Origin of the sequence: Geomonas oryzisoli, assembly GCF_018986915.1 — a bacterium.
Lineage (GTDB): Bacteria > Desulfobacterota > Desulfuromonadia > Geobacterales > Geobacteraceae > Geomonas > Geomonas oryzisoli.
In genome coordinates this window covers 38238-60929 of record NZ_CP076723.1, presented here as the reverse complement: position 1 = coordinate 60929, position 22692 = coordinate 38238, and the positions used below count along the sequence as shown (strand labels likewise).

Annotated in this window: 20 protein-coding genes; 13 read left to right on the top strand and 7 right to left on the bottom strand. The window is 63.2% G+C overall.

All coding sequences use genetic code 11. The features are described from left to right. Positions 1–77: 77 nt before the first annotated feature. The 7 genes from prfA to KP004_RS00210 form a co-directional block, all read right to left on the bottom strand. The gene (prfA, locus tag KP004_RS00240) at positions 78–1151 is read right to left on the bottom strand and encodes a peptide chain release factor 1 (RefSeq protein WP_199391177.1); all 1074 of its coding nucleotides are present in this window, start codon (positions 1149–1151) and stop codon (positions 78–80) included. A 123-nt stretch (positions 1152–1274) separates the two neighbouring features. Then, complete coding sequence (locus tag KP004_RS00235; protein ID WP_216800408.1) at positions 1275–2180, bottom strand: DUF1385 domain-containing protein; 906 nt, start codon at positions 2178–2180, stop codon at positions 1275–1277. A 216-nt stretch (positions 2181–2396) separates the two neighbouring features. Further along, positions 2397–3086 carry an FAD-dependent thymidylate synthase gene (gene thyX / locus KP004_RS00230; protein WP_183349275.1) on the bottom strand — a complete coding sequence of 230 codons (690 nt, stop codon included), beginning with the start codon at positions 3084–3086 and terminating at the stop codon, positions 2397–2399. A gap of 110 nt (positions 3087–3196) precedes the next feature. After that, positions 3197–3400, bottom strand: coding sequence for a 50S ribosomal protein L31 (gene rpmE, locus KP004_RS00225; protein ID WP_183349277.1), 204 nt, complete (start codon positions 3398–3400; stop codon positions 3197–3199). A gap of 99 nt (positions 3401–3499) precedes the next feature. Continuing rightward, the gene (gene rho / locus KP004_RS00220) at positions 3500–4747 is read right to left on the bottom strand and encodes a transcription termination factor Rho (protein WP_183349279.1); all 1248 of its coding nucleotides are present in this window, start codon (positions 4745–4747) and stop codon (positions 3500–3502) included. A 356-nt stretch (positions 4748–5103) separates the two neighbouring features. Continuing rightward, a complete protein-coding gene (locus tag KP004_RS00215; protein WP_216800407.1) occupies positions 5104–5532 on the bottom strand; it encodes a peptide chain release factor family protein in 429 nt (142 codons plus the stop codon). A 383-nt stretch (positions 5533–5915) separates the two neighbouring features. Next, positions 5916–6626: a cytidylate kinase-like family protein gene (locus KP004_RS00210; RefSeq protein ID WP_216800406.1), complete on the bottom strand. Its 711-nt coding sequence runs from the start codon at positions 6624–6626 to the stop codon at positions 5916–5918. A 183-nt stretch (positions 6627–6809) separates the two neighbouring features. Here KP004_RS00210 and KP004_RS00205 point away from each other — a divergent pair, with 183 nt between their 5' ends. The 13 genes from KP004_RS00205 (at position 6810) to KP004_RS00145 (ending at position 22688) form a co-directional block, all read left to right on the top strand. After that, a complete protein-coding gene (locus tag KP004_RS00205) occupies positions 6810–7679 on the top strand; it encodes an EamA family transporter (protein ID WP_239026887.1) in 870 nt (289 codons plus the stop codon). A gap of 485 nt (positions 7680–8164) precedes the next feature. Continuing rightward, positions 8165–9991: a tetratricopeptide repeat protein gene (locus tag KP004_RS00200; RefSeq protein ID WP_216800405.1), complete on the top strand. Its 1827-nt coding sequence runs from the start codon at positions 8165–8167 to the stop codon at positions 9989–9991. Positions 9992–10147: 156 nt separating this feature from the next. After that, complete coding sequence (locus tag KP004_RS00195) at positions 10148–11341, top strand: tetratricopeptide repeat protein (protein WP_216800404.1); 1194 nt, start codon at positions 10148–10150, stop codon at positions 11339–11341. Between the two features lie 278 nt (positions 11342–11619). Further along, the gene (locus KP004_RS00190; protein ID WP_216800403.1) at positions 11620–14004 is read left to right on the top strand and encodes a glycosyltransferase family 2 protein; all 2385 of its coding nucleotides are present in this window, start codon (positions 11620–11622) and stop codon (positions 14002–14004) included. Positions 14005–14310: 306 nt separating this feature from the next. Next, complete coding sequence (locus KP004_RS00185) at positions 14311–15534, top strand: class I SAM-dependent methyltransferase (protein WP_216800402.1); 1224 nt, start codon at positions 14311–14313, stop codon at positions 15532–15534. Next, positions 15534–16625 carry a DegT/DnrJ/EryC1/StrS family aminotransferase gene (locus KP004_RS00180; protein ID WP_216800401.1) on the top strand — a complete coding sequence of 364 codons (1092 nt, stop codon included), beginning with the start codon at positions 15534–15536 and terminating at the stop codon, positions 16623–16625. Before KP004_RS00185 ends, KP004_RS00180 begins: the two co-directional genes overlap by 1 nt. Further along, positions 16622–17080 carry a dTDP-4-dehydrorhamnose 3,5-epimerase family protein gene (locus KP004_RS00175; RefSeq protein WP_216800400.1) on the top strand — a complete coding sequence of 153 codons (459 nt, stop codon included), beginning with the start codon at positions 16622–16624 and terminating at the stop codon, positions 17078–17080. Before KP004_RS00180 ends, KP004_RS00175 begins: the two co-directional genes overlap by 4 nt. A 16-nt stretch (positions 17081–17096) precedes the next feature. Further along, positions 17097–18146 carry a radical SAM/SPASM domain-containing protein gene (locus KP004_RS00170; RefSeq protein WP_216800399.1) on the top strand — a complete coding sequence of 350 codons (1050 nt, stop codon included), beginning with the start codon at positions 17097–17099 and terminating at the stop codon, positions 18144–18146. Next, positions 18147–18830 carry an acetyltransferase gene (locus tag KP004_RS00165; RefSeq protein ID WP_216800398.1) on the top strand — a complete coding sequence of 228 codons (684 nt, stop codon included), beginning with the start codon at positions 18147–18149 and terminating at the stop codon, positions 18828–18830. It abuts the gene before it with no gap. After that, positions 18827–19942 (top strand): DegT/DnrJ/EryC1/StrS family aminotransferase, encoded by a 1116-nt coding sequence (locus KP004_RS00160; protein ID WP_216800397.1) that lies wholly within the window; start codon positions 18827–18829, stop codon positions 19940–19942. The genes KP004_RS00165 and KP004_RS00160 overlap by 4 nt, the downstream gene beginning before the upstream one ends. A gap of 14 nt (positions 19943–19956) precedes the next feature. Beyond that, the gene (locus tag KP004_RS00155; RefSeq protein WP_216800396.1) at positions 19957–20961 is read left to right on the top strand and encodes an NAD-dependent epimerase/dehydratase family protein; all 1005 of its coding nucleotides are present in this window, start codon (positions 19957–19959) and stop codon (positions 20959–20961) included. Between the two features lie 39 nt (positions 20962–21000). After that, on the top strand, positions 21001–21942 hold the full coding sequence (locus tag KP004_RS00150; RefSeq protein ID WP_216800395.1) for an NAD-dependent epimerase/dehydratase family protein: 942 nt from the start codon (positions 21001–21003) through the stop codon (positions 21940–21942). After that, complete coding sequence (locus tag KP004_RS00145; RefSeq protein ID WP_216800394.1) at positions 21939–22688, top strand: cephalosporin hydroxylase family protein; 750 nt, start codon at positions 21939–21941, stop codon at positions 22686–22688. Before KP004_RS00150 ends, KP004_RS00145 begins: the two co-directional genes overlap by 4 nt. Positions 22689–22692 lie beyond the last annotated feature (4 nt).

Genomic DNA, 22692 nt, shown 5'->3' with positions numbered 1-22692 from the left:
GGCAACCTACTTGGATGTTGCGGCCCCAGTGAACCCGGTGAGCCGGGTGGACCTGATCGACCTGGGGGCGGCGTCTGTTACATACCTTCGCTTTGGGCCTGCAGGGCTTCCATCTGGTAGTGGGCACGCAGGGAGTCCGCGATCTCGGCGATGTCGCCGGCCATGATGGAGTCGAGGCGGTACAGGGTGAGCCCGATGCGATGGTCGGTCATGCGTCCCTGCGGGAAGTTGTAGGTCCTGATGCGCTCGCTGCGGTCACCGCTACCTACCTGGCTCTTCCTGTCGGCGGCCATCTTCGCGTTCTGCTCCATGACGATGTTGTCCAGGATCCTGGACTTCAGAACCTTCATCGCTTTTGCGCGGTTCTTGATCTGGCTGCGCTCTTCCTGGCAGGCGACGACGGTGCCGGTCGGAATATGGGTGATCCTGACCGCGGAGTCGGTGGTGTTGACGTGCTGGCCACCTGCGCCGGAGGAGCGGTACACGTCGATCTTCAGGTCGGCCGGATTGATGTCGATGTCGATATCCTCGGCCTCGGGCATGACGGCGACGGTGCAGGCGGAGGTGTGGATGCGTCCCTGCGCCTCGGTCTCGGGCACGCGCTGCACGCGGTGGGTGCCGGACTCGTACTTGAGTTTGGCGAAGACGCCGTCACCTTCGACCAGCGCGATGACCTCTTTGAAGCCCCCACGCTCGGACTCGGAGGCGGAGATCACCTCGACCTTCCAGCGGTTGGTCTCGGCAAAGCGGCTGTACATGCGGAACAGGTCGCCCGCGAAGAGGGCCGACTCGTCGCCGCCGGTACCGGCGCGGATCTCGAGGACGACACTCTTGTCGTCGTTGGGGTCCTTGGGGAGCAGGAGCACTTGGATCTCGCTTTCCAGCTGCTCGCGGCGCTCCTCCAGGGTCTCCAGCTCGGCCTGGGCCATCTCGCGCATCTCCTGGTCCGGCTCCTTCAGGAGTTCCTTGTTCCCCTCGATGTCGGAGAGCACCTTCTTATACTCGCGGTAGGCGGCGATCAGCTCGGTGAGACCGGCGTGCTCCTTGGAGAGCTTCCGGAACTCGACCTGGTTCGCCAGCACCTCCGGATCGGAAAGGAGCGATTCGAGCTCGCCGAAACGGGTTTCAAGATCTGCTATTTTATCGAACATGGACATCAAAACACCTCAAAAGAGGTTCAACGTTCAACGTTCAACGTTCAACGTTAAAGGCACACCCGCAGGTGGTTGCTTCTAACATAGAACGTAGAACGTTGAACGTTGAACGTGTTTTAGTTAAACCACCAGCCGGTCGTCCTTGAAGCCGTCGTTCAGTTCGAGGGCGACCTGCATGGACTTGATGGCAACTTCAAGCTGGCTGTCGTCCGGCTCGCGGGTGGTGAGCCGCTGCAGTGCGAGGCCGGGGGCGATCACCATCTTCACCAGGGCGTGGTTGTCGTGCTTCGCGGTCCACTTGAGGACTTCGTAGGAAAGACCGGCGATCATCGGCAACAGGATGATCCTTGAGCCGGCCTTGAAGTAAAACGGCCACAGCTTCGGGATCAGGGAGAACACCACGATGCTCACCAGCATGACGATCAACAGGAAGCTGGTGCCGCAACGCGGGTGCAGGCAGCTGTACTTCCTGACGTTGTCAACGGTGAGCTCCTCGCCCGCCTCGAAGGTGAAGATCGATTTGTGCTCCGCGCCGTGGTACTGGAACACCCGCTGGATGTCCTTCATGCGCGAGATGCCGATGATGTAGATCAGGAACACGGCGACCCGGATGACGCCGTCGACAAGGTTGAAGACGATGTTGGAGTCGCCGATGATCGGGATCAGCAGCTTGGTCAGGTAGAGCGGCAGGATGAAAAAGAGCAGGATGCCGAAGCCGAACGCCACGGCCATGGTCCCGGCAATGGCCCAGTCGTTGATCTCTTCTTTTTCCTCACCTTCGGCGAGCGCTTCGTTGGCTGAAAAGTTGAGCGCCTTGATGCCGATGATGAGCGAGGAAAAGAGCGCCACCGCCCCCCGGACTATGGGGAGCTTGGTGATGGGGAAACGCTCGGAAAGCGGGATCACCGTCTCGCTCTTGACCGAGATCTCGCCGTCGGGCCTTCTCACCGCGATGGCCATCGAGCGCGGGGCCCGCATCATGACGCCTTCCAGAACCGCCTGTCCGCCTATGTTTATCTTTGACACTTGTTACCTCGTGTGTTGAGGGGCAAAAAACCTTCAGGGTCAAAAAGCCTTCCCCCCTCCCGACCTCCCCCCTCCAGGGGGAGGAGCATGGACGCCGCCCCCGGGGGAGCATGGACAACCTGCCTCGCTGGAACGTGAGCCGTGCGTCTCAAACCTCAGAGGGAGGTGAGCTAGCGTTCCCGCCCCCGGAGGGGGAGGGACAGGGAGGGGGATGTTTTACATCTCCCGGAAGTACTCCCGAACCTGCGCCATCTTGCCGCAGCACATGGCACCTTCGGGGCAGGGACCGCCAAGGCAGCCGGGACCGGCCTTGTCGAATACGGTCGGCGCGACCGGCTTCACCAGACGGAGCATCTCGATGGCCATGGCACGGATCTCCCACTGGGCCCGCTCGCAGCAGCGCACGGCGAAGAAGTGCAACAGCTCCCGGGCGTTCATGGTGATGATGATCTTGGTCTCGGTGGCGTTGGGAAGCAGGTAGCGCGCATCCTCGGCCGGGACACCCGCCTCGACCAGGGCGGCATAGGCCGCGTGCAGCGAGGCGACCTGGGCCTCGAAGAGTTCCAGGTGCTTGGGATTGTCCGCGATCGATTGCGGCGTCACCACCGCGAAACGCTCCTTGTGGGAAACGTAGCGCTGGGACTGCTGGGAAAAGGAGGCGACCCGGTGCCGCACCAGCTGGTGGCTGGTGACGCGCGAGATCCCGTCCACGCCGAAGGTGAACGATGCGTGCTCCAGCACCGACTGGTGCCCAAGCGACATGATCTTGTCCAGGAATTTTTTGACGTCAGCGCCGGAGAGCTTGTCCTTGAGCGCCTCGATGTCGGCCGACGAATAGCAGAGCCGGGCCGCAAGTGCGATGGTCAACTCGGGATCGGGGGTGTGCTGCAGAAGGGCAACCTTCATGAAGATCCTTCACATGCTGCATTGTTTTGCAATCGAGGCCATAGAAAACGAAACAAGGGGATTTCGCCATAGACAAAATCCCCTCCGAACGGATTCGCAACCGCGAAAGCCTACTTCTCCAGGTTGTATCTCTTGCGGAAGCGCTCGACGCGGCCTGCGGTGTCGATCAGCTTCTGCTTACCGGTGTAGAACGGGTGGCACTGCGAGCAGATCTCGGTGGAGATCTCCGCTTTGGTGGAACGGGTCTGGAACTGGTTACCGCACAGGCACTTTACGGTAATTTCTTCGTACTTGGGGTGGATCCCTTCTTTCATATCTTCCTCCTGGCGGGGCGCACCCCGTTATCTAACTTTGATGTTCTTGCCGGAAAGTAGCCATAAATAGCACCTTCACTGCAAGATTTCAACACTTTTTTACTTGCTCATGGAATCGAGGAAGTCCTGGTTGCTCTTGGTCCCCTGCAGCTTGGAGATCAGGAACTCCATGGAGTCCACCACGTTCATCGGGTGGAGCACCTTCCGGAGGATCCAGATGCGGTTCAAAGAGGCCTGCGGGATGAGCAGTTCTTCCTTCCTGGTGCCGGACTTGTTGATGTCGATGGCGGGGAAGGTCCTCTTCTCGACCAGCTTGCGATCGAGGTGGAGCTCCATGTTGCCGGTGCCCTTGAACTCTTCAAAGATGACCTCGTCCATCTTGGAGCCGGTATCGACCAGGGCGGTGGCGATGATGGTGAGCGAGCCACCCTCCTCGATGTTACGCGCGGCGCCGAAGAAGCGCTTGGGCTTGTGCAGGGCGTTGGAGTCGACACCACCGGAGAGGATCTTGCCCGACGGCGGGATCACGGTGTTGTAGGCGCGGGCCAGACGGGTGATGGAGTCGAGCAGGATGACGACGTCGCGCTTGTGCTCGACCAGGCGCTTGGCCTTCTCGATGACCATCTCGGCCACCTGGATGTGACGGGAAGCCGGCTCGTCGAAGGTGGAGGAAATGACCTCGCCCTTCACGGAGCGCTGCATGTCGGTAACCTCTTCCGGGCGCTCGTCGATGAGAAGGACGATCAGGAACACCTCGGGGTGGTTCAGCGCGATGGAGTTGGCGATGTTCTGGATCAGCATGGTCTTGCCGGTGCGCGGCGGAGCGACGATGAGGCCCCTCTGCCCTTTACCGATCGGCGCGACCAGTTCCATGACGCGGCTGGACATGTTGTCCGGCGTGGTCTCGAGGACCAGCTTCTCTTCCGGGTAGAGCGGGGTCAGGTTGTCGAAGAGGATCTTGTCGCGGGCGACCTCGGGAGACTCGTGGTTGACGGTCTCGACCTTGAGGAGGGCGAAGTAGCGCTCCCCTTCCTTGGGCGGCCTGATCTGGCCGGCAACGGTGTCGCCGGTGTGCAGGTTGAAGCGGCGGATCTGGGACGGCGACACGTAGATGTCGTCCGGACCCGGCAGGTAGTTGTAATCCGGCGCCCTCAGGAAGCCGAACCCGTCAGGCAGGGTCTCGAGGACCCCCTCGCCGAAGATCATGCCGTTCTTCTCGGTCTGGGCGTTGAGGATGGCGAAGATCAGGTCCTGCTTCCTGAGACTGGACGCACCCTCGATGTTCAACGCCTTGGCAATGGCCGTGAGATCGTTGATTTTCTTTTCTTTAAGTTCCTGTAGGTTCATCTGTTCTCCTGGTATGACGCAAATATAGATCTAGCGGCAATTTGCCTGACTGGGAATAGGGGAATGTTTCACCGATGCGGCATGGGTAACATGCGAGGCGTGCCTGACGAGCGCTATCGTGTAAAGGATCTGTGAGTAAGTAAGCCTTGAGTTTATTCTTGAGGTGTCGGTACCGGTTCGGTATGAGAAAAAAATCGGGGTATGTAAAGGTGTCTGCAAAAGGTCTTATTGAGGATATTGAGAATTTATACCCTTCCCCTCGTTACCTTGTCAACTTTATTTTTTCCGTCGTTTGTGCCGCGGACAGCGCCCGAGCGCCTGCCCCCCAAAGGGTTCCGCGTCGGCAACCAGTCAAATTATTGGCTCTCATTCCGGGTAGTTGACGCTACAGACCCCGTTTCCGGGCCCTGTTCGACATCCTTTGCAGCATCGGTGCCATACTTGGCGCCGCTGCGTCGTTTTCTGCGGGCCTTCTGTCTTTTCAGCTTTTCCGCCGCCAGCTCTTTCTTGGTCATGCCGCCGCCGGCGCCCTCGATCTTCTCCAGCAGCAGGCGGCGGGCCAGGAACCGGTTCAGCGACTGGCTGCGCGATTCCATGCACTTGACTTCCAGCCCGCTGGGGAGGTGTTTGAGGTAGACGCAGGAGGAGCTTTTGTTGACGTGTTGGCCGCCGCGGCCCGAGGAATGGACGAAACGCTCCTCCAGGTCCTTCTCAGCGACCCCGAGTTGCTCCATCTTCGCCTTCAGCCACCGGTTTTTTTCTTCGCTCACCGCGAAATCAGCCATTGCGTCTCCCCGAAGACTCTATTCAAATACTTCCCCGAAGGAGGGGACTGGCTCCGCCAGGTGCCTGTCCCCTTAATGTTTGGGGAAGCCGGCTGAGCAGAAAGAAGCGTTCCGCTAGAGGGACAGGCACCGGACGGAGCCTGTCCCTTCTCCGAACGGGCCATGATAACTTCCGGCGCGGTGGAAGTCAAAAGGTCTCAGTAAGATAGGGGGGCGCCCGGGAATACCGACAGAGATCAGCCTGCCGCTGTAGGAGCAAATAATTATTTGCCCAGCCAATGCCCCATCGACCCACGCCGATGGCGAGAGAGGTGCAGCCGCAGGGGGGGCGAATGATTATTCGCCCCTACGGGTTTGTGCGGAAGGTGCGCCGAAAAGTTGGGCTAGCCGCGCGTCGGCGGCATCACCACTTCGGCCATGAGTTCCGCGATCCGCGTCGCGGAGAGGCGGGCGTTGTTGAAGACCAGGTGGTACAGGGTGGGGTCGGTGATGTCCCGCCCCAGGAAATCCTTGAGGAAGGCATCGCGCTGGTGCTGCTTTTCCGTCACCATGTCCTGCGCCTGGTCCGCGGAGATCCCGCAGCGGGCGGCCACCGCCTTCACCTTGAAGGTCATGGGGGCGATGATCCGGAAGTGGTAGCAGTTGCCGGTGTTCTGGGTCAGGATGGAGGCGCCCCTCCCCACGAGGATGACGTTCCCCTCGGTGGCCAGCGCCACGATCTGGCGGCAGAGCAGGCGGTAGTAGTCCTTGTCGCTTTTCCAGCGGGGCGAGAAGGTGGAAAGCATGTCATCGAGGAAACGGTTCTTGGTGCCCAGGTTACGCAGGATCCCCTCGGAGAGGTTGTGATCCTTGGCGACCGCGTCGAGCAGGGCCCGGTCCATGACCACCCAGGGCTTGCCGCTGCGCTTCTCCAGGATGCCCTGCAGCCTTTCCGCCACCGGATATCCCTCACAGCCGAATTCGCGGGTGAGGGTCACCGTCGGGTTGGCCCGTTCCACATCGGAGAAGCCGTGTTCGTGCAGGTTCCTCCGCCCCACCTCCATCAAGCCGCGCAACCTCTGTTCAATCGACGGGATCAAAATGTTCTTGCCCATGACGACGCCCTCCCGAACTGTTAACTGCGTAGGCCCACGTCTTTAATTAGGCCGCAGTTTTCGGTGCAGTCAACCGCGCTGTGTCGTTTAAACGCAGTTAGGCAAAGAACGCGCAGCAGGCGCAAAGGTCGCAAGGTGCTCTTATTGGATGCGCGGCGCCCTTTTTCCGTTATCATTAGCGCCATGATGCCACTATGGTTCCCGCTCACCGTTTTGTCCGCCTTCTTCCTCGCCACCAGCGATGCCACCACCAAGCGCGCGCTCACGGGGAGAAACGAATACCTGGTCACCTGGCTGCGCATCGTCCCGACCCTGCCGCTGTTCCTGATCCCGCTCCCGTTCATACCGGTCCCGAAGCTTGGCGACGACTTCTACTTCTGCATCATGACGGGACTGCCGCTGGAGGCGGTCGCCATCATCCTCTACACCAAGGCCCTCAAGCTCTCGCCGCTGTCACTCACCTTGCCGCTGCTCTCGCTCACCCCGCTGCTGCTCCTGGTGGTGCCGTATCTGCTGCTGGGAGAACGGATCTCTCCCACGGGCGGCGCGGGGATCATGCTCATCGCCCTGGGCGGGTACCTGCTCAATACCGGCCGCGGCGAGACCGGGATTCTGGCGCCGCTGAAGGCGCTGGCCCGGGAGAAGGGAGCGCTGTGCATGCTGGCGGTCGCCGCCATCTACAGCGTCACGTCAACACTGGGCAAGCGCGCCATCGCCGCCTCGTCACCTCTTTTCTTCGCTGCCGTGTACCTGCCGCTGCTGGTGCTCGTCCTCACACCGGTCGCCCTGTACAAGTCCCGCGGCGAACTGGGGCCGGCGCTGCGCAACGGCACCGTCAACGCCGCACTCCTCCCCGCCGTCTGTTACACACTTCAGGCCCTCACCCACGTCTACGCGGTCAACATGACCAACGTCGCCTACATGATCGCGGTGAAGCGACTGAGCCTCCTTTTCGGCGTTCTCTACGGGCACTACCTGTTCAAGGAGCAGGGAGGCATCGTCTCCACCCTCATCATGCTGGCCGGCGTCTTCCTCATCGTCACCGGCGGTTAACCCCGGCCGTCCCGATCCCGCATCCCCCCCACCAACGGCGCGCCTTTCCTTCCGTCCCTCCCCCAACCGCCGCGCCAGGTCAGCTGTCTCGCCATACCCACCGCGCGACCCACCCGCGCAACCTCCCGGTCCGCCTGACGATGCCGTGAGTGAATCCGCAAAGGGTGGCTGTCGGCAAATTGACTAAACTTCTCTACGGACGATTTCAAAAAATTGACTGGCTCCCGCCGTTCCGGCGCAGGCGGCGGGAGGCGGCGTCGACACGGCCGTAATTTACTGATCAATATCAGTATCTTACCGCAACGACAGGAGACACAGGCACTCCGGAAGGCGATGCCCCACTGCCGCCGAAGCCGGGGCCAACCCACGGGAAGCAGCCCCTGGCATGGCAGTTGCTTTATCACTGCTGTTTGGCCAGCCGCCTGCCCGATACCGGCAAGCGGGCCCGACGCAGCCGTCATCTCAAGCCAAGAATGGAGAAATACATGAGCCAGTTAGTCACCCGCCCCAGCGGCGCGATCGCCGTCGTGGAAAATGGACCGCTCGTTTCCGCCATAGTTGTCAGCCGCAACCGGGAATCGCACCTGAGGGAATGCCTGAGCGATCTGATGGAACAGACCATCTCCAGTCGCATGGAGGTCATCGTCGTCGACGAAGGGTCCGATCAATGCGAGTGGGCGGTGGTGGCGGACCTGCAGAAACGCTACGCCAACCTGGCGGCACTCAGGGTGACCGCGGCGGCCGCGGGAAGGGGCGTCAACATGGCGCTCAAGGCAGCTTCGGGGCGGTACTTCACCGTCATCGACGCCACCGACCGCCTCAAACGCGACGCTTATGAGCAGCTCAGTTCGGCACTCGAGCAAAACCCCACGGCGATGGTGGCCTACGGCGACACCTGCTTCACCGCGATCGCCCACGAGAATTTCGCCAACCACACCAGCTATGGCAAGGTGATCTGGCCCGACTACACGGCACAGCAGCTCTCGCAGCTCTCCGATGTGGCCCCCCACCCGCTCTGGCGCCGCGAGGTGCACGACAGCGTCGGCTATCTCCCCGAGGGCTTCCCGAACCACGGGCTGCGCGAGTTCCTGCTCAAGGTGGTGGAACGCTTCCGCATGCAGCACATCGAGGAGTTCACCGGCCTGAAGCTGATCGCCGCCGTCCCGCAATCGGCGCCGCAACAGGCCCCGCAGCCGGTGGAGGTACAGAGCGCTCCTGCCGCGGCGGCGCAGCCGGTTCCGACCCCGATGCAGAGCGAGCCGTCCCCCATGGCAATGCCGGAGCGGGCTGCCTTGCCGAGCGCCGAAGACGCCTACGCGGCCCTGCGCCCGCAACTCTCCGGCGACGACCTGGGGCAGGCGGCGGCAGCACTGCGGCAGCACCTGGCCAACTATCCCGACCATGCCGTGGCCCACAACGATCTCGCCGCCGTGAGCTACCAGATGGGGGACACCGACCAGGCCCTGGCGCACTACCGCGAGGCGGTGGCCCTAGAGCCGGACGAGGACGTCTACCTGAAGAACCTGGCCGATCTCCTCTACGTCGAGAAGGGGCAGACCGACGAGGCCATCAACATCTACCTGAAACTGCTCGAGAGGGCACCGCGCGACGTGGAAACCCTGCTCAACCTCGGCATCATCTGCGAGGGGGTCGGGCAGCCGGACGCCGCCGAGTCGTTCCTGCAAAGGGCGCTGGAGATCGAACCGGCCAACATGGCGGTGCGCGAGCGGCTCTCCGAACTGAGGCAAAACGCTTCCCCAGCGCCCGCACCGACGGCAGCGACCGCGCCGGCGGCACCGGAGACAGCCACAACACCGGCGGCAGCCGCCGCGGAGGAGGACGATTTGACAGCTGAAGACCACTACCTGAAATCGCAGGAACTGGTGAACCGTGGTGACCTGGCCGGGGCCGAGCAGATGTTGCAAGGGATCGTGGCGCTGTATCCGGATTTCGCGCCGGCCTACAACGACCTCGCCGTGCTCGCCTACCAAAACGGCGACAAGGACACCGCCCGCCGCAACTACGAGAAGGCGGCCGCGCTGGCTCCGGGCAACAACACCTTCCAGAAGAACCTCGCCGACTTCTACTTCGTCGAGGGGTACGACGTGGATGGCGCCATCAACATCTATCTCGACCAGCTCCAAAAAGAGCCCAAGAATATCGAGACCCTGATGAGCCTCGGCAAGATCTGCACGATGCTGGACCGCCCGCAGGAGGCCGAGACCTTCTACGGGAAGGTGATTCATCTCGAGCCCTGGAACCGCGACGCCCGCGAGTGCCTGGACACCCTGAAGCAGGCGGCCAATTCCTAGTAAGGCGGCCACGGCTGCCATGCAACAACGACGACGCCCGGTCGGCCAGGAGGTGCAACCGGGCGTTTTTGTTGGGAAGTCGATTTTCCACTCAAGTTTCCGGTGCAGGATGCCGATACGACAGGCGGCTCATGAGCATCTAGCACGGAGGATGTTATGACAACCCAGAAAACGGCCTGGGACTACCTGGGCGACATGTTCGACACCTTGACCTCGCAGGACTCCATGAAGGCCCAGGCGGCCACCAGCGCCATGTCCACCGGCGCCGGGTTCTTCCAGAAGAAGGACTACGTCCGCGCGGCCAACGAGTTCAAGCGCGCCATCTCGCTGGACCCGACCAACGCGCAATCGTACAACTACCTGGCCAACGCCTACCTGGCGCAGAATAAATACGACGAGGCCATCAAGACCTATAAGAGCTCCCTTTCCCTCGACCCGACCCAGGACTCGGTACACAGGAACCTGGGGAACATCTACCTGCAGCAGAAGAAGTACAACCTCGCCGAGAAGGAGTTCAAGGATGCTGCACGCCTGAACCCGACCGACACGGTGGCGCCGTACACCCTGGGCCAGCTCTACGTCCAGACCGGGCGCTACGCCGAGGCGGAAACCCAGTTCAAGAAGGTCTCCAGGATGGCACCCAACGACCCCAACCCCTATTACAGCCTGGGCGCCACCTACAACAAGGAAGGAAAATACGCCGAGGCGGTCAAGCAGCTGACCCAGGCGGTTAAGCTCCGTCCCAAGATGACAGCGGCCCACTTCGAGCTCGGGGTCGCCTACTCGGCGCTGGGGGACACCACCAACGCACAGGCCGAGCTCGCCACCGTGACCCAGCTCGACGCGACGCAGGGCGCACTGTTGAAAGCGACCATCGCCCAGCCCAAGTTCGTGACCGCCGGCGGCGGCGAAACCGACACCTTCACCCCGGCGCTGGAGGCCGGCACCGACCTCGGCAGCCTGCTCGGCGTCGACTCGACCGGCACCAACATCCAGTCCAAGGCGTTCAGCCTTACCTTCTATTTCGACTCCGCCATGGACGCCAAGTCGGTGCAGGACACCAGCAACTGGACCATCACCAAGGCCAGCGGCGGCGCGGCCGGCTACTACAACAACCTGCTGCCGGTGCTCCCGACCGAGGCGTACATCCCGCAGAATCCGACCAGCGTGGTCTACGACCCGGAGAAACAGTCGGCCACCGTCACCTTCATACTGAGCCAGAACTCCACCAACAACGCGACCATCGACCCGGCGCACATGGTCTTCAAGTTCACCGGGACCGACGCCCGCGGCAAGATCATGGACCCGACGGCGGACCAGTTCGACGGTGCAGCGGAGGATGTGTTCTAGGATCAAAATGGCCCCGCCGGCACGGCGGGGCCGATGCAAATCTCACCCCCCCCTGTCCCCCTTTCACAAGGGGGAACTCCGGTCCACCTGCAGCGCTTCGTGGACCATATTCTGTCGTGCAAGCGCCGCCCCCCGACAAGTCCCGCTAAAACATTTTTAGCCCAGCCCCCACCGTCCCCCCACTTGGTGCGACATGGCATGTTAACTGCAGTCTTTTTTAGGGCCGGCAACGGCCCAAGACCTGCAGCATCAGCGCCACCTGCAGCACGAGGAGATGAATGCAAGGCATCACCATAATTACCCCCTCTCTGAACCAGGTCACCTACCTGGAACAGTGCATAGATTCGATCCTGAGCCAGAACTATCCCGACCTGGAATACATCATCATGGACGGCGGCAGCACCGACGGCTCCGTGGAGATCATAAGGAAGTACGAGAAGTACCTCGCCTACTGGCAGAGCGCGCCCGACGGCGGCCACTACCAGGCCCTCAACGCCGGCTTCAAGCGATGCACCAAACCCGTGATGGGGTGGCTCAACGCAGACGACATGCTGCACAAAGGCGGCCTCACCGTGATCGGGGACGTGTTCGACAAACTGCCGCACGTCGACTTCCTAACCGGCAGGAGGGTGGGCTTCGACGGAGAGGGCAAGCTGCACCCGTTCGAGTACATGACCCAGACCTGGTGCCACGACCAGCTCATCGACGAGGAGCTGATCCGCAGGTACTCGCTCATGGTGATGCAGGAGGGGACCTACTGGCGCAGGAGCCTGTGGGACCGAGCCGGGGCGCGGCTCGACCTCGGCCTGAAGCTCGCTGCGGACTACGAACTCTGGGTGCGTATGAGCCGCCTGGCCCCCCTGTACTCCGTAGACGCCCTCACCGGCGGGTTCAGGATGTACAGCATGGAACAACGCTGCAACAAGCACCGCGACGAATACCTGGCCGAGTGCAAAAGCGTGATCGAGCGCGAGCTGCAGCTTGGGCTGCCGCCGGCACCGCACCGCAGCATCCCGCCGCCGCTGCTCCGCTACCCGCTGCAAAAATTCGCCTCCCCTGCCGTAATCGTGACCCCTCCAGCGCCGCGCCTCTCCATCGTCACCCCCTCCTACAACCAGGGCGACTACCTGGAGGAGTGCCTCGATTCGGTGCTGAGCCAGGGCTACCCCAACCTCGAGTACATCGTCATGGACGGCGGCAGCACCGACGGCTCGGCCGATATCATCAAGAAGTACGAGAAGCACCTCTCATACTGGCAGAGCCGCCCGGACGGCGGCCACTACCGGGCGGTGAACGAGGGATTTGAGCGCGCCACGGGAGAAGTCATGGCATGGATCAACTCCGACGACAAGTACCATCCCGGGGCGCTGCACCTGGTCGGCGACGCCTTTCGCGGCTGCCCGGAGGTGGAATGGCTCACCGGAAGCCCGACGCTCTGGGACAACGAGGGTTACGCTGCCGGATTCTCCTCCGAGCCGCCGGCCTGGTGCCGCGAAAAATATCTGCGCGGAGAGGTGAACGCCCCCTTCATCCAGCAGGAGTCAACCTTCTGGCGCCGCGCCCTCTGGGATAAGGCCGGTGGGCTCGACCCCGAGTTCGCCCTGGCCGGCGACCTGGACCTCTGGGCCCGTTTCTTCCGCTACGCCCGCCTGCACACGCTGCATGCACCGCTGGGAGGTTTCCGCAGCCGCCCCGGCGAGGGGCAGCGCTCGGAGGCGCACCTGGAGCACTACAACCGGGAGGCCGAAAGGATCGTGATCCGGGAGAGGCAGCTTTTTCAGGCCCAAGGGGCACAGATGCTCGAACCGGCACCACCGACCCTGCAGGTAGCCGAGGTTGCCCGCCGCGCCGGGAGCAGGATCACTGCGAGGAGCTTCGGCTTTTTCGCCTATTCCCGCAGCCTCCATTTTCCGTACTTCGAAAGACACATCGCGGGGTTACCGGGCTGGAGCGCCCGCCCCTCCGAGTCCGACATCAAGGCCTACCAGGAGATGCTGGTATTTTCCTTTGTCCGGGCCAACCTCCCCGCAGGAGCGAGGCTACTGGGGTTCGGCAGCCGCACCTCGGGTGTGGTGCGCGCATTGGCAACGGATTACGAGGTGTGGAATCTGGACCGGCTGCAAACCGAGAGCGCGAACCTTCTCGAGCGACCGGTGTACGGGGTGCGGCTCATTGACGGCGAGATTGGCAGTTTTCACGAATTACTCCCTTCGCGCTTTTTCGACTTCATCTTCAGCATCGGGGATTGCGGTGCGCTGCAAAACAGCACCGAAGGGTGCCGCGTCATCTGCCAGGACACGAAGCGCATGCTGAAGCCCGACGCCTCGGCCCTGCTCTGCTTCGCAGTACAGGCCGTGGGCGACAAGTTCCAGTCCCCGCCGCTGCTGCAGCACCTCATAGACGAGGCGGCCTCCCGGCTGCGCGCCGTCCCCATGGAGCAGATCCCCATCGACCCTTTCGCCTTCGTCCGGACACGCCCCGGCCGAGACAGGACGGGGGAGGTGGAACGTGAGTTTTCCTACAACGTCCTCTGGCCCCCGTCCCCCGCCGCGATGACCTGTACCGGGTCTCAGTCCGGCGCCGGTGCAGCGGTCCCTGCCGACGTGCAGCAATCGGCGGCAAAATCGGCGCCGCGCAGGGTCAACCTCCTTACCGGCATGTAGCGTCGTCCCCGACGCACCAGAAAAAGGGGGCGGTCAAATAGTTGACCCGCCCCCCTCCCGCGCCGCCTCGCCGGCTGACGGCGGGATTGAAAACGCCTGCCGCAGTCGTTCATTATTTTGACTCCAGAGACCCTGCCGAAATAACTCCTGCCTCTTCAATCACTTACGACACACACCCCCATTGGCATATCAGTTGCAAACTCAGCAAGGTCACGGTGCCGCTCTGCCGGCGCGTGACCTGACGGGACTTCAGGCCATACGCAAAGCCGGGCCACCCGCACTTCCCCCCCGACACAAGGAGAAAGCATGAGAGAGTGTCGCATTTGCAGCGCCCCCATCGAGCCGTTCATGTCGTTCGGTCCGACCCCCATCGCCAACGGCTTCCTCACCCCCGACCAGTTCGCCGGTGAATACTTTTTCGAGCTCGCCGTCGGCTTCTGCGAGAAATGCGGCATGTTCCAGCTGATCGACCAGCCCGACCGCGAGCAGATGTTCCACGAGCATTACCACTTCTTCTCCGGGACCTCCCGGTTCATGACCGAGCATTTCCGTGAGTTCGCCGAGCACGTCATGGACGACTTCTTAGGCGACCGCAGCCCCGAGCGTTTCGTGGTCGAGATCGGGAGCAACGACGGCATCATGCTGCAGAACTTCGCCAAAGCCGGGGTGCGGCACCTGGGGATCGAGCCATCCAAAAACGTGGCCGAGGTGGCGCGCTCCAAGGGGATCAACACGATCTCCGAGTTCTTCGACGCCGACCTCGCCCGCGCCATCGTGGCCAAGGAGGGGCAGGCCGACGCCTTCCTGGCGGCCAACGTGATGTGCCACATCCCGTACTTCCACTCCATCATCGAGGGGATCAAGGTGCTCCTGAAGCCCGACGGCATCGTCGCCTTCGAGGACCCCTACCTCGGCGACGTCATCGAGAAGACCTCCTACGACCAGATCTACGACGAGCACGTCTTCCTTTTCTCGCTGAAATCGATCTCCTACGCCTTCGGCCGGCACGGCTTCGAGCTGGTGGACATCGAGCCGCAGGAGACCCACGGCGGCTCCATGCGCTACATCCTGGCGCACCAGGGGCGCCGCCCCGTGTCGGAACGGGTCAAGGCCCAGCTCGCCCGGGAGGAGGAACTCGGCCTGCACAAGGCGGAAACCTTCCTCCGTTTCAGGGACAACTGCGAGAAGTCGCGCCGCGAGCTGAAGGAGCTGCTCGTCTCGCTCAAGGAGCAGGGCAAGCGCGTGGTCGGCTACGGCGCCACCTCGAAGAGCACGACGGTCACCAACTACACCGGCATCACTCCGGACCTGGTCGAATTCATCAGCGACACCACCCCGATCAAGCAGGGGAAATGCTCCCCCGGCACCCATATCCCGGTTAAGCCGTACGAGGAGTTCCAGAAGGAGTACCCGGAGTACGCCCTGCTGTTCGCCTGGAACCACAGCAAGGAGATCATGGCCAAGGAACAGGCTTTCCGTGACGCGGGAGGGAAGTGGATCGTCTACGTCCCGACGGTGGAGGTGCGCTGATGATCATCTGTGCCAATCCCAAAGCCCAGTACCTCTCCCACCGCGAGGAGATCGATGCCGCCATCCACACGGTGCTCGACAAGGGGCGCTACGTGCTGGGGGACGAGGTACGGCTGTTCGAGGATGAATTCGCGGCCTTTTGCGGCGCGAGCCACGGCATCGGCGTCGGCAGCGGCACCGAGGCGATCCACCTGGCGCTCGCGGCCTGCGGCATCGCCCCCGGCGACGAGGTGATCACCGTGTCGCACACGGCGGTCGCCACCGTGGCGGCCGTGGAGCTCGCCGGCGCCACGCCCGTGCTGGTCGACATCGAACCCGACCACTACACCATCGACCCCAACCGCGTCGAAGCCGCCGTCACCCCCAAGACCCGCGCCATCGTGGCGGTGCACATCTACGGCCAGCCCGCGGACATGCCGGCCATCCTCGCCATCGCCCGGCGCCACGGCCTCAAGGTGATCGAGGACTGTGCCCAGGCCCACGGCGCCGAGTTCGCCGGGCAGCGCGTCGGCTCCATGGGCGACATGGCCTGCTTCAGCTTCTACCCCACCAAGAACCTGGGCGCAATCGGCGACGGCGGGATGGTGGTGACCTCCGACCCGGCGCTTGCGGAAAAGGCAAAGCTTCTGCGCGAGTACGGTTGGGCCGCGCGCTACGTGAGCTACATCAAGGGATGGAACAGCCGCCTGGACGAGCTGCAGGCGGCGCTTTTACGCGTGAAGCTGCGCCACCTCGCCGCGGACAACGACAAGAGGCGGCGGCTCGCCGCGCTCTACGGCGAGCTTCTCGCCGGCACCCCCGGCATCACGCTCCCGGTGGAGCGCCCGCAGGGGCGCCACGTCTACCACCTGTTCGTGATCCGCAGCGACCGGCGCGACCTCCTGAAGGGGCACCTGGACGCTGCCGGGATCGGCTGCCTGGTCCACTACCCCGTCCCGGTGCATCGCCAGCCCGCCTACGAGGGCACCGGTTTCGGTTCGCTGGAGCACACGGAGCGGGCCGCGGCGGAGATCCTCTCGCTCCCCATGTATCCGGAGCTGCCGGAGGCGGATGTGCAGGCGGTGGCAACCGCCATAAGGGAGTTCGCATGATCGTGGGAGTCATCGTCAAGGAGCTGGTCACCCACGCCGACGACCGGGGCTTTTTCAGGGAGATCATCCGGGCCAGCGACGATTTCTTCGCCGAAGGGTTCGGGCAGTGGAGCCACTCCCTCATGTATCCCGGCGTAGCCAAGGCCTGGCACATCCACAAGGTGCAGATCGACTGGTGGTACGTGGGCAGCGGCGTGCTGAAGGCCGTGCTGCACGACACCAGGGAGGAGTCCGCGACCTACGGAGAGACCATGGAGATCCTGATGGGAGAGAACCAGCAGGCCAAGGTGCTGCGCATCCCGCCCGGCGTCGCCCACGGCTGCAAGTGTCTGCTCGGCCCGGTGAACCTCTTCTACGTCACCTCCCGCGTCTACGATCCGGCGGACGAAGGACGCCTGGCACATGACGACGCTGCCATCGGCTACGACTGGCTCAAGCAGACACCGATCACCTAATTTACCAGGAGCACACATGTTTTCCCGTCCCACGACAGGCACAGTGATTCCGCAGTCGATCAACATCGAACTGACCAACAGCTGCAACCTCAAGTGCATAACCTGTTCGCACAAGTACAGCAACTACAAGATCGGCTTCATGGATCCAGCCAAGGCCAAAGCGCTGATCGACTCCTGCGCCCCCCACGTGAGATATATCTGCCTGACCGTACTCGGGGAAACCTACCTTTACCCGCACCTGGTGGAGATACTTGATTACATTAGGCAAGCGGACCCGCGTATCGACATATCGCTAGCCACCAACGCGACCCTACCGAACACGGTCCCCCTGACCATGAGTATTCTGGACAAGGTTGACCACCTGATGATCTCGATGGACGGCGCGGCTCAGACCTACAGCCGGGTGAGAAACAGCGACTTCGACAACTTCCTCGGCAACCTCGCCAGGATCTCTGAGGCGGCACGGCCGGCCGGTGCGGACATCTACCTCAACTTCGTGGTACTCGAGGAAAATTACCGGGAACTCCCGGAGGTGGTGCAAATCGCGCACCGCTACCAGGTCGGGCTCCGGCTAAGCCCGATCAATCTTGTATCCCTCCCCGAAAAGGTGTGGGACGGCCGCATCTACCGCTTTTACGAGTCCGAGGGCTTCAAAGCGGTACTCGCCGAGACCCTGGCCCTAGCGCAAAACCTTGGGGTTCGCATCCCTTCCGGGCCCTTCACTGAGCGTCCGAAGCGCATCCATGAATGCATCTTCCTCCGGGACGGCTTTACCGTGCTTTGGGACGGCACCGTGCCGCTTTGCTGCAACACCAACCACGTCGGCCCAAGCTTTGGCAACGCCTTCGACTCGGGGCTGATCGCATGCGTCAATAGCGACCTTTTCAACAGCGTCCGCAACAGCGCACTCAGCGGCAACGTGCCGCAATACTGCAAACGCTGCGGGGACTACAACTACGAGCAGATCCTCGCCGAGTACGAGGCTGGGCTGAAAGCCGGGGCAGTGACACATGCCATTTCACACTCCACCCTGACAGCCCTGCTCGATGCAGCCAGGAGGGTGTAGATGCACATGGTTCCGGTCAACACATTCCCGCCGTCTGTGATCCTGTACGGCGGAACGGGTCAAGCGAAGATCGCGCGCCCAATCATCGAGCAGTACGGCGCGCGCGTGGTGGCGGTGTTCGACGACACCCCCGGACTCCCATCCCCCTTTCCCGGCACCCCCATATACCCCGGAGCGGAACTCCCCAACTGGCTGGCGCAGCAGGGAGGAGCGGAAATCGGCTTCAGCGTCACCATCGGCAACCCCCACGGGCGCGCCCGCCTGGCCATACACGACCGCCTCAAGGGGCTCGGGCTGGTCCCGGTCTCCTTCGCCCACCCCACCGCCTTCATCGACGAAAGCGCGGTGATCGGCGAGGGGGCGCAGATCTCGGCCGGCGCCATCGTGCTCGCCGAGGCGCGCCTGGGGCGCTGCTGCATCATCAACACCAAGGCGAGCGTCGACCACGAGGACGTCCTCGAGGACGGCGCCGAGGTCGCGCCCGGCGCGACGCTGTGCGGCCTGGTCCGCCTCGGGCAAGCCGCCTGGGTCTGCGCCGGAGCCACGGTGCTCCCCAGGCTCACCATCGGGGCGGACGCCATCGTGGGAGCCGGCGCCGTGGTAACGAGGGATATACCCGACGGGGCGACGGCGGTGGGAGTGCCGGCGCGCCCGATCACGAAAAGCGAGAGGAACCCGAAATGAAACAGCTCTTCATGGCAGGCCCCTGGATTACCGAGCACGAGATCGAGGTGGTCACCGACGCCATGCGCAACGGCTGGTACGAGAACGCCTACCACTACGTGGAAACCTTCCAGAAGGAGTTCGCCGCCTACCACGGCCGCAAGTACGGCATCATGACCCCCAACTGCACCACGGCCATCCACCTGCTCCTCACCGGGCTCGGCATCGCCGACGGCGACGAGGTGATCGTGCCGGAATGCACCTGGATCGCCACCGCCGCCCCGATCCGCTACCTGCGCGCCACCCCGGTCTTCTGCGACATCGAGCCGGAGAACTGGTGCCTCGACCCGGAGTCGGTGCGAAAAAGCATCACCCCGAAGACCAAGGCCATCATAGCCGTCGACCTCTACGGCAACATGCCGCTCATGGACGAGCTGCGCGCCATCGCCGAAGAGCACGGCATCCCGCTGGTCGAGGACGCCGCCGAGGCGCTCGGGTCGGTCTACAAGGGGACCCGCGCCGGCAAGTTCGGGGTGGGGAGCGTGTTCAGCTTCCACCGCACCAAGACCATCACCACCGGTGAGGGGGGGATGCTCCTTCTCGACGACGACAAGCTCTACGAGCGCTGCATGTTCCTCAGGGACCACGGCCGCGCCCCGGGCATCGCCTATTTCAACACCGAGGTGACCTACAAGTACATGCCCTTCAACCTCCAGGCGGCACTGGGGTACGCCCAGTTCCAGCGCATCGAGGAGCTGGTGGGGAAAAAGCGCGAGCTCCTCGCGGCCTACCGGGATCGGCTCAAGGACATCGACGACCTGCAGTTCAACAACGAACCGGACTACGTGATCAACGGCGCCTGGACCACCGCCCTCGTCTTCGGCAAGAGCCACGGCATCACCAAGGCCGAGGTGATGCGCGGCATCGAGGAGCGCGGCATGCCCAGCCGCCCCTTCTTCTACCCGCTCTCGTCGCTGCCGGCCTTCCCCGGCGCCAAGGAAAGGTACCAGTCCCTGAACCGGACCGCCTACGACATCTCGGAGCGGGGCATCAACCTCTCCTGCGCCATGAACCTGACCGACGACCAGATCGACGCGCAGTGCAACGCGGTCCGCGAGATACTCGGCCGCTGACAAAGGAGCGTCACATGTGTCAACAATGCTTCACCATGCCGCGCATGGACGGCAAAAACGTGCTGATCACCGGCGGCCTCGGCTTCATCGGCAGCAACCTCGCGCACCGCTGCCTCGAGCTGGGGGCGCAGGTCACCGTCTTCGACTGCCTGGACCCCAACTCCGGGGGGAACCTGTACAACGTGCAGGACGTCAAGGGGCGCATCGAGCTCCGCCTGCACGACATCCTCAATTTCGACCGGCTGGCCGAGTGCATCATGGGGAAGGACATCCTGTTCAACTGCGCCGCCTCCACCTCGCACCCCTTCTCCATGCGCGAGCCCTGGCTCAACCTGGACGCCAACAGCCGCGGCGTGATCAACCTCCTGGAGGCCGCCCGCCGCTACAACAAGACGATACGCTTCATCCACATCGGCACCACGACCCAGCTCGGCAAGCTGCACTACCAGCCGGCCGACGAGAGCCACCCCGAGTTCCCCACCGACATCTACTCGGCCAACAAGTGCGCCTCGGAGAAGTACGCCCTGATCTACTACTCGGCGCACCGCATCCCGGTCACGGTGGTGCGGCTCCCCAACGTCTACGGCCCGCGCGCCGCCATCCACTCCAGCGACTTCACCTTCAACAACTTCTTCATCGGGGTCGCGCTGCAGGGAAAGGAGATCACCATCTTCGGTGACGGCAGGCAGCTCAGGAACGTGCTCTACGTGGGTGACGCGGCCGACGCCCTCATCTGCGCCGCGCTGCACGAGGAAACCGCGGGGCAGACCTACTTCGCCGTCTCCGACGAGCACTACTCGGTCGGCGACGTCGCCCGCGCCACCGTCGAGCACCTGGGCTCCGGCTCCACCCGCTTCGTGGATTGGCCCAAGGGGCGCAAGGCGATCGACGTCGGGGATGCGGTGATCAGCAACGCGAAGTTCAAGGATCTCACCGGGTGGCGGCCGATGGTGTCGCTCCCCGAAGGGCTCAGGCGCACCAAGGAGTATTACGCGGAGCGCCTGGCGCATTACCTGTAGGGCGGCTCAGCCGCCACGAACGACCAACGAGGTGATCAAGTGAAAATCGTCGTTACCGGTGCCCTGGGCCATATCGGCTCCCGCCTCTGCCGCGAGTTCGCCGAGGCCTTCCCGGGTGCAGAGGTGGTCATGATCGACAATCTCGCCACCCTGCGCTACTGCTCCCTGTTCAACCTCCCCTCCGGGGCGCGCTACCGCTTCGTCGAGGCGGACGTGCTGGAGGCGGACCTGGCGCCCCATATCGCCGGGGCCGACGCCGTGGTGCATCTGGCCGCCATCACCGATGCCGCCAGCAGCTTCGAGAAGGAGGAGCTGGTCAAAAAGGTGAACTACAACGGCACCGCCCGGGTCGCCAAGGCCTGCAGCGAGGCGGGCGCTCCCCTGGTCTACCTCTCCTCCACCAGCGTCTACGGCACCCAAAAGGAGCTGGTGGACGAGGAGTGCGGCAAGGAGGAGCTGCAGCCGCAAAGCCCCTACGCCGAGTCCAAGCTCGCCGAGGAGGCGCTTTTGCGGCAGCTGGGGGGGGAAACCGGTCTCGACTTCGTCATCTGCCGCTTCGGCACCATCGCCGGGATCTCCCCCGGCATGCGCTTTCACACCGCCGTCAACAAGTTCTGCTGGCAGGCGGTGATGGGGACCCCGATCACGGTCTGGACCACGGCGCTGCACCAAAAGCGCCCCTACCTGGCGCTTTCCGACGCGGTCCGCGCGCTCACCATGATCATCCGGGACCGGATCTTCGACCGCGGGGTCTACAACGTGCTGACCGACAACCTCACCGTCAACGAGATCGTGGAGGGGATCAGGGCGCACGTCGCGGACCTGGAGATCACCTACGTCGATACCCGCATCATGAACCAGCTATCCTACGAGGTTTCCAACGCCAAGTTCGCCCGCAAGGGGTTCCAGGTGACCGGAAGCATCGCCACGTGCATCGCCGATACCGTCGGCATGCTAAAAAATGCCGGAGGTCACCAGTGACAGCAAAGAAGATGTTCACCAGAGAAGAGTTCGAGGAGTTGCGCCGCGAGTCGGCGGCGGGGATGGCGGCGGACCAGGGGCTCAGGCAAAAGGCCCTCGAGGTGCTGGTCGAGGCGGACAAGCACCGGTGGATCCACCAGACCACCTGGCTCGGGGAGCCCATCCTGAACCTTCCCCAGGACATGTTCGCCCTGCAGGAGATCATCTACCGGACCCGCCCCAAGTACATCGTGGAAATCGGCGTCGCCTGGGGCGGCGCCATGCTCTTCTTCTCCACGCTGATGGAGATCCTCGGGGGGGAGAAGATCATCGGCGTCGACATCTACATGCCGCCCGACCTGAAGGAGCGTCTCGCCTCCCACGGCCGCCTCTCGCAGCGGCTGGAGCTGATCAACGGGGCGTCCCTCGACGCCTCCACCCTGGATAAGGTCCGCTCCATCGTGGGGGAGTGCCGCGAGGTAATGGTGATCCTCGACTCCTACCACACCCACGAGCACGTGCTGAACGAGCTGAACGCGTACTTCCCCTTCGTGGGAAAGGGGCAGTACCTGGTCTGCTGCGACACCATCGTCGAGGACATCCCGGAGCAGGAGCACCGCACCCGCGAGTGGGGGCCGGGGAACAACCCGAAGACCGCCGTACTTGAATTCCTGAAACATCACCCCGAGTTCCAGGTGGACCACCCCCTGGAGAACAAACTCCTTTTCACCTGCAACCCGTCCGGGTACCTGGTCCACAAGGGCTAGCGGA